The organism is uncultured Aquincola sp., from assembly GCF_964001545.1.
Lineage (GTDB): Bacteria > Pseudomonadota > Gammaproteobacteria > Burkholderiales > Burkholderiaceae_C > Aquincola.
Map to the genome: position 1 here is coordinate 1 of NZ_CAXFDV010000262.1, position 6,156 is coordinate 6,156.

At 71.3% G+C, this 6,156-nt stretch carries 5 protein-coding genes; all 5 read right to left on the minus strand.

Features of this window, described 5'->3' with window-relative positions:
• Positions 1-138: 138 nt before the first annotated feature.
• Positions 139-369, minus strand: coding sequence for a 4-oxalocrotonate tautomerase (locus ABNT58_RS09115; protein ID WP_348753177.1), 231 nt, complete (start codon positions 367-369; stop codon positions 139-141).
• A gap of 24 nt (positions 370-393) precedes the next feature.
• Positions 394-1,140, minus strand: coding sequence for a class II aldolase/adducin family protein (locus ABNT58_RS09120; protein WP_348753178.1), 747 nt, complete (start codon positions 1,138-1,140; stop codon positions 394-396).
• Positions 1,137-1,994, minus strand: coding sequence for an archaetidylserine decarboxylase (asd, locus tag ABNT58_RS09125; RefSeq protein WP_348753179.1), 858 nt, complete (start codon positions 1,992-1,994; stop codon positions 1,137-1,139). The genes ABNT58_RS09120 and asd overlap by 4 nt, the downstream gene beginning before the upstream one ends.
• Before the next feature lie 22 nt (positions 1,995-2,016).
• The gene (locus ABNT58_RS09130; RefSeq protein ID WP_348753180.1) at positions 2,017-3,474 is read right to left on the minus strand and encodes an efflux transporter outer membrane subunit; all 1,458 of its coding nucleotides are present in this window, start codon (positions 3,472-3,474) and stop codon (positions 2,017-2,019) included.
• The coding region (locus ABNT58_RS09135; RefSeq protein ID WP_348753181.1) for an efflux RND transporter permease subunit at positions 3,471-6,156 on the minus strand (2,686 nt) is incomplete at its 5' end. The genes ABNT58_RS09135 and ABNT58_RS09130, both read right to left, overlap by 4 nt.

Genomic DNA, 6,156 nt, shown 5'->3' on the forward strand with positions numbered 1-6,156 from the left:
CGCATCTCTTCCTTCAGCAGCCGCGTCATGGCCTTGGGTGTCAGCAGCCCGGCCGCTTCGGCGTCGTTGGCCAGACGCTCGGGCAGATCCAGCTTGAGTTCGCGGGTGCTCATGGCGCTGAGCCTAAAGCAGCGGGCGTCAATCCGCCAGCGGCGCCGCCTCCGGCGCGGGCGGCGTGCCGGCGGCCTTGTCGCTCCACAGCTGGCCGGCGGTGGCCCAGTTGTGGCGGGCGACTTCGGTGATCACCACGTCGACCGAATCGGCGCTGGCGCCCAGGGTGCGCACGGTGGCTTCGGTCAGCGCCTGGACGAAGGCACGCTTCTGTTCCAGCGTGCGGCCTTCGAACATCTCGACGCGGATGGTGGGCATGAGGGTCTCCTTGAGGTTGAAGGTTCAGTCGGCGTAGCCGGGCGAGAGCCGGTCGAGCCGGCGCAGCAGCGCGGGCCATTCCAGGTCGCCGTCCCATTCCTGGCCGTTGCCCACCCATTCGCGCCAGGTGCGCTGGGCCAGGTCGTCGGCCACCACCTGGATGCCGGCGCGGGCACCGGCCTGGGCGCGCAGCTGGGCCTGGGCGGCACGCTCCAGCAGGTGCATCAGCATGAAGGCTTCGGCCACGGTGCGGCCGACGGTCAGCACGCCGTGGTTGTCCAGGATCAGGCCGTCGAGCGCGCCCAGCCGCTCGGCCAGGCGCTGCTGTTCTTCAGCGCCCAGCGCCAGGCCTTCGTAGGCATGGCGGCCCAGGCGGCCGTGCAGCCGCATCGCGTACTGGCTGGTGGGCAGCAGGCCCTCGGGCAGCATGCTCAGCGCCACGCCCCAGGGCGTGTGCAGGTGGATCACACATTCCACTGCGGGCCGGGCGGCATGCACGGCGCCATGGATCGCAAAGCCGCTGGGGTTCACCGGCCGGCCACTGCCGTCCACCACCTGGCCGCGCTGGTTCACCTTCACCAGGCTGCTGGCGGTGACTTCCTCGAACAGGTGCCCGAAGGTGTTGATCAGGTAGTGCCCCGGCTCGCCCGGCACGTTGGCCGAGAGGTGGGTGTAGATGGTGTCGTCCCAGCCGTTGAGCGCGGCCAGGCGAAAGGCCGCCGCCAGGTCGGTGCGCACCTGCTGCTCGGTGCGCGGCGGGCGCGAGGTCACGCGGTGGCTCCGGCCTTGCTGGCCATCGGCTGGCCCATGCGCACCGGGCCCGCCGGCGCCCACACCGGGTTGAAACGCAGCGTGCCGCGCGGCCACAGCAGCACCACGGTGCTGCCCAGCAGGAAGCGGCCCATCTCGGCGCCCTGGGCCAGCATCACCTGGCCATCGGCATAGGTCCATTCGCGCAACTGGCCGGTGCGCGGCGGGTTGACCACGCCGTGCCATACGGTGGCCATGCTGCCCACGATGGTGGCGCCCACCAGCACCTGCACGAAGGGGCCGTGCGGCGTGTCGAACACGCACACCACGCGCTCGTTGCGGGCGAACAGGCCCGGCACGCCGCGGGCGGTGGTGGGGTTCACCGAGAACAGGTCGCCCGGCACATGGATCATGCGCCGCAGCCGGCCTTCGCACGGCATGTGGATGCGGTGGTAGTCCTTGGGGCTGAGGTAGATCGTGGCGAAGTGGCCGTGCTCGAACTGCGCGGCCAGCGCCGCGTCGCCGCCCACCAGCGCGGTGGTGCTGTAGGCATGGCCCTTGGCCTGGAAGATCTGGTCGCGCCGGATGTCGCCGAACTGGCTGATCGCGCCGTCCACCGGGCACACCCAGTCGGCATCGGCCAGCGGCCGGGCGCCGGGCTTCAGCGCGCGGGTGAAGAACTCGTTGAAGCTGGCGTAGTGCGCGGGGTCGGGCTCGGCGGCCTCGGCCATGTTCACGCCGTACTTGCCGATGAACCAGCGGATCAGCGCGGTGGTGGTGCCACCCGCCTGGGCCGAGGCGACGACGCCGGCGAAGCGGGTGAGGGCCTGCTTGGGCAGCAGGTACTGGGGGAGGACGTCGAGGCGTTCAGACACCCGGGGATTCTAGGAGCCGCCTTCATTGCCCCATGCCGGAGGCCGCCGACGGCACTTGCCAGCCGCCGCCCAGGGCCTGGATCAGGCTGACGGTGGCCGTCTGCCGCTGCACGATGAGCTGCAGCACGCTGCGCCGGGCCGACAGCGCCGACACCTGGGCCGTGACCACCTCGGTGAAGCTGACCTGCCCCGCGCGGTAGCGGTTGAGCACCTGCTGCTCGGTCTGGTCGGCGGCCTCGGAAGCGGTGCGGCGCAGCTGCAGCTGCCGCTCCAGCGAGCGCAGCGCGGCCAGCTGGTCTTCCACGTCCTGGAAGGCGGTGAGCACCGTCTGGCGGTAGTTGGCCACGGTCTGTTCCCACGCGGCGCGCGACTGCTCGATGCGCGCGCGGTTGGCGCCGGCATCGAACACCGTCTGCGCCAGCGACAGGCCCAGCGACCAGGCCGCGGCCGAGGCGCTGAACAGATCGGACACCCGCGAGCTGTTGAGCCCGTACTGCCCGGTGAGCGTGAAGCTGGGGTACAGCGCCGTCTGCGCCACGCCCACGTCGGCATTGGCAGCCGCCACCCGGCGCTCGGCGGCGGCGATGTCGGGCCGGCGCAGCAGCAGCTGCGATGGCAGCCCGGCCGGCACCGCCGGTGGCTCGGCGCGCCAGGGCGCATTGGCGGCATCGGCTGCAATCGTCAGGTCGGCCGGCGCACGCCCCAGCAGCACCGCGATCGCATGTTCCAGCTGCGCGCGGCTGCGCTCCAGCGCCACCCGATCAGCCTCGGTGTTGGCCAGCTGCGTTTGCGCCTGCAGCACGTCGCTCTTGAGCGCCAGGCCGGCGTCGTAGCGGTTCTGCGCGATCTGGGCGGCGCGCTGGTAGGCGGCCAGGGTGTCGCGCAGCAAGGCCATCTCGGCATCGGTTTCGCGCAGCGAGAAGTAGTTGGTTGCCAGCTCGCCCTGGGCCGACAGCGTGGCTGCGGCCAGGTCGGCTTCGCTGGCCTGCGCGCGGGCGCCGGCCGCCGCCACGTTGCCCGACACGCGGCCCCAGACGTCGGCTTCCCAGCTGGCGCCCAGCGCCAGGTTGTAGCGTTCGCGCGCCGCAGACGTGGAGCCGTCGCCGCCGCTGCGGGTGGCGCCGCCCGACAGGCTCACCGACGGAAAACGCGCCGCCCGCTGTTCGCGCACCAGCGCCCGCGCCTGGGCCAGGGCCGCCGCGCTGGCGGCCACGTTCTGGTTGGACACCTGCACCTGCGGCAGCCAGTCGTTCAGCTGCGCATCGCCGAACAGCTGCCACCAGGGGCCGCGCGACAACGCATCGGCCGGCACGGCGGCCAGCCAGCCAGCCGGTGGCGCCTCCTTGAACTGTGCGGGCGGCGGCAACGGGCCGGCCGCAGGCAGCGGCGTGCTGGCGCAGCCGGCCAGCAGCAGCGCCAGGGCCAGCGCGGCCAGGGCCGGCGGCGCGCGGCGGGTGGGGGAAGAAGGCAGTCGGGTCATCGCGGCAGTTCGGGCACCGGCGCCGCATCGATCTGGCGGCTCAGGTGGTGTTCGTCGGGTTGGCGGCGGCGCAGCTTGTCCAGCAGCAGGTACACCACGGGGGTGGTCAGCAGCGTCAGCAGCTGGCTGGCGATCAGGCCGCCGATGATGGCGATGCCTAGCGGCCGGCGCAGCTCCGAGCCTTCGCCGAAGCCGATGGCCAGCGGCAGCGCGCCCAGCGCGGCGGCCAGCGTGGTCATCAGGATGGGGCGGAAGCGCAGCAGGCAGGCTTCGCGCACCGCCTCGAAGGCGCTGAGGCCGCGCGCCCGTTCGGCATCGAGCGCAAAGTCGATGATCAGGATCGCGTTCTTCTTGACGATGCCGATGAGCAGGAACACGCCGATCAGCGCGATCAGCGAGAACTCCATGCGAAACAGCAACAGCGCCAGCACCGCGCCCACGCCGGCTGACGGCAGCGTGGACAGCACCGTGATCGGGTGCACCAGGCTTTCGTACAGCACGCCCAGCACCAGGTAGATGACCACCAGCGCCGCCAGGATGAGCAGCGGCTGCTGCCCCTGCGATTGCTGGAAGGTGGCCGCCGTGCCCTGCACGCTGCCGCGCACGTTGATGGGCATGCCGATCTCGGCTTCGGCCCGGGCGATGGCGGCCTGCGCCTGCGACAGCGTGGCGCCATCGGCCAGGTTGTACGAGATGGTGGTGGCCAGCTCGCCGTCCTGGTGGCTGATGGACGACGGCGTGCTTTCTTCGCTGAAGCGGGCGATGGCCGGCAGCGGCACCATGTTGCGGGCGCTGGTGCTCACCGCCGAGCCGGTGGAGGCATCGCGCAGCGAGGCATTGGCCGTGCTGCTGCTGGCCAGCGTGGCGGCGTCGGTGCCGGTGGCCGACGTGGTGGTGCTGCGGTTGGCGGTGTTGCCGGCGGCCACGTTCACGTCGTTCAGCGCCAGCGGGCTTTGGGCGTAGCGCGGCGCCACTTCCATCACCACGCGGTACTGGTTCAGCTCGTCGTAGATGGTGGCCACCTGGCGCTGGCCGAAGGCGTTGTACAGCGCGGTGTCCACGTCGCGCGCGCTCAGGCCCAGGCGCGAGGCGGTGTCCTTGTCGATGTGGACGAAGGTCTCCACGCCGTTGTCCTGCTGGTCGGTGTCGATGTCGGTCAGCTCGGGCTGCTGGCGCATCTGCGTGGCCAGCTTCAGCGCCCAGTCGCGCAGGTCGGCCGCGTTGTCGCTCTTGAGCGTGTACTGGTAGGTGGAGTTGCTCTGCCGCCCGCCCATGCGCAGGTCCTGCACGGTGTTGAGGAACAGGCTCACGCCGCTGACCTGCGCCAGCTGCGGCCGCAGCCGCGCGATCACCGCCTGGCCACCCACGCCGCGCTCGGCCAGCGGCTTCAGGTTGACGAACAGAAAGCCGCTGCCCGCGCGCGAGCCGCCGGTGAAGCCCACCACCGAATCGACCGCCGGGTCGGCGCGGATGATGTCCACCAGCTGCTTGAGCTTGGCCTGCAGCGACTGGAACGAGATGCTCTGGTCGGCCCGCAGGCCGCCGTTGATCTGCCCCGTGTCCTGCTGCGGGAAAAAGCCCTTGGGCACCGCCGCGAACAGCCACACGTTCAGGCCCACCACCGCCGCCAGGATGAACATCACCAGCCCCGGCGCATGCAGCGCCCAGTCCAGGCTGCGGGCATAGCCGCGCTGCAGCCGGGCAAAGCCCGCCTCGGACCAGCGCGCCAGCCGGCCCGGCTGGTGCTGCACCGCGCCGGGCTTGAGCAGCCAGGCGCACATCATCGGCGTGGTGGTCAATGAGATGACCAGCGAGATCATCACCGCCACGCTGAGCGTGACCGCGAACTCGCGGAAGATGCGGCCCACCAGCCCGTCCATGAACAGCAGCGGGATGAACACCGCCACCAGCGACAGGCTGATCGACACCACGGTGAAGCCCACCTCGCGCGCGCCCAGCAGCGCCGCCTCGAAGCGGTTGCGGCCGGCTTCGATGTGGCGGCTGATGTTCTCCAGCACCACGATGGCGTCGTCCACCACGAAGCCGGTGGCCACCGTCAGCGCCATCAGGCTCAGGTTGTTGAGGCTGAAGCCCAGGAAGTACATCACCCCGAAGGTGCCCAGCAGCGACACCACCGTGGCCACCGCCGGAATCAGCGTGGCCCGCACGCTGCGCAGGAAGAGGCTGACCACCAGCACCACCAGCAGGATGGAGATCAGCAGCGTCAGCTCGATCTCGCGCAGCGAGGCGCGGATGGAGTTGGTGGCGTCAGAGGCCACATGCAGCGTGACGTCGGCCGGCAGCTGCGCCTGCAGCTGCGGCACCAGCGCACGCACCGCGTCCACCGTCTCGATCACGTTGGCGCCAGGCTGGCGGGTGATGAGCACGATGACCGCCGGGCTGCCGTTGAAGAGGCCCAGCGTGCGCCGGTCTTCAGGTCCGTCGCTCACCGTGGCCACGTCGGCCAGCCGCACCGCGGCGTCGTTGCGCCAGGCGATCACCAGGCGCCGGTAGTCCTCGGCCAGGCGGCCGATCTGCGAGGTGTAGACCTGCAGCTGCAGGCCGTTGCCTTCGATCGCGCCCTTGGGCCGGTTGGCGCTGGCCGACTGGATGGCCGCGCGCACGTCGTCCAGCGCGATCCCGTAGCGCGCCAGCGCCAGCGGGTTGAGCGCCACGCGCACC

Excerpts from the sequence above, each read along its gene's own strand:
- ABNT58_RS09130 (WP_348753180.1), bottom strand. The coding sequence starts at position 3,474 with ATGACCCGACTGCCTTCTTCCCCCACCCGCCGCGCGCCGCCGGCCCTG.
- ABNT58_RS09115 (WP_348753177.1), bottom strand. The coding sequence starts at position 369 with ATGCCCACCATCCGCGTCGAGATGTTCGAAGGCCGCACGCTGGAACAG.